A 1,631-nucleotide genomic window follows, 5' to 3' on the forward strand; every position below is an offset into this window, starting at 1 on the left:
TCTTTTTGAGGCGGCTCGACATTGCGCTTAGCTTTATAGTTATTTAGGTAACTATAAAGCTATAGCTTTCTGAATATCAGGGTGAACACGACACCTGTTTCATCTTTACGGTTTCTGACCTTGAGCGTTGCTCGATGGTGATCGGCAATGATTCTGGCGACATGAAGCCCAAGCCCAAGATGTACTTCACCACCCTCCGAACGTGTAGAAGTCATTGGCGCAAAGAGTTCATTCATTTTTCCTTCGGTAATCGTTGGCCCATCATTCTCGACCTCAATCAAGGTTTCTAAGTCGTTATCGATCAAGCGAAGGCATACCTTGCCGTCATCTGAACAAAAACCAAAGGCGTTATCCAGAAGTTTATCGAGTAGTTGTTCGAGCCTAGAGCTTTCCGCCATCACCCACACCACTTTATTGGGTTGTTCGGTTCGTAGGCCCTCCCAGGATGAGCAGTAATCTTCTAAAAACTCGCTTAGGTTCAGGCTTGCTAAATGTTCATTTTGCAATGCATTTTCAAGGCTAGCCGCTTCAGTGAGCTGTTGTGAGATCTTGCTTATTTGATCAACCCCGGCATCGAGTTTTTTAACATAAGTATTATCTTTTAGTTCAGGCCTGTCATCGATTAGGTTCTCTAGCGAGGTTCTGAGCTTGTTAAGTGGGTTGGAAATCTCGTGGCGAAGTGTTTGTGGCATGCGTTCTAAAAACTGCGTATAGGATTGTTGCTGCTTAAGCAAGCTGCTGATGCTGCGTGACAAGTCCCCCAATTCATCGGGTGCTGTTTTACTAGAGATATTGTCAGTGCTGATGATTCGGCCTTGCCCGTCAATAGCATTGTGGGCACTGTGGCTTAATTTGGTGATGCGTTGGGCCAGAATGAGGGCATAGATAAACATCAGTGCGATGATCAGGGCAATGATAGCGCCGGTTTTAATTGCAATAGCTTGTAGTCTGGTTTTGTGTTGTTCAAGTACATGGCTGGCAGCTTCATCGATGACGACTAGGCCTATGGCTTTATTATCCTTAATGATTGGGTAACAGGTCGTTATTCTGGAGTCCGGAGCGTCGCCTTTCATATGCTGGTATTGCTGAACGCTACCCTTCAAGGCATTGTTTAGGCAGTCTTGATCAAGTTCAAAGCCGCCTTTGTCTCTTGCTGCAAAGGCCCACTCGCGGCCCCGGCGGTCGTAGATGCCTAAATGCGCGTAGTTGGACTTCAGCTGGTCAATGACTCGCTGTAGCTCTCTTGCATGAAGTTCTAGAGGGTTAAATTGACCTGCCAACTCAGACGGTAGTGTCGAGATAATTGCCTTGGGACCAAGGGAGGGCTGCTGGTCGACATCGACAACTGCAATATGCAGTTCTGCTCCTTGGGTATCTAATTGGCTTAGGGGAAGGCGAAATTCAACAACATAGCCTGACTCAGAACGTCGCCAAAAGCCTTGAATGCCTGTCTGGTGACTTTCGATCTCAGTACTGGGTGCGATACCGTATTCCCATTCATGATTACTGAAGTAACTCGCTAAGGGGCCTTCATGTTCAGCAGGAAGAATGATGCGTTCAATATGGCCTTCTGGTGCGCGATAACTTAAGCGAATATGATCACTATAATCGAGCCGAAGGTGGTTGCGGCG

1 protein-coding gene is annotated in these 1,631 nt (G+C 46.9%); it reads right to left on the reverse strand.

The window, feature by feature from the left end; genetic code table 11:
- Positions 1-59: 59 nt before the first annotated feature.
- Positions 60-1,631: ATP-binding protein (locus A3766_RS14515; protein ID WP_068642417.1), on the reverse strand; the 1,572-nt coding region annotated here is incomplete at its 5' end.

The organism is Oleiphilus sp. HI0132, from assembly GCF_001635845.1.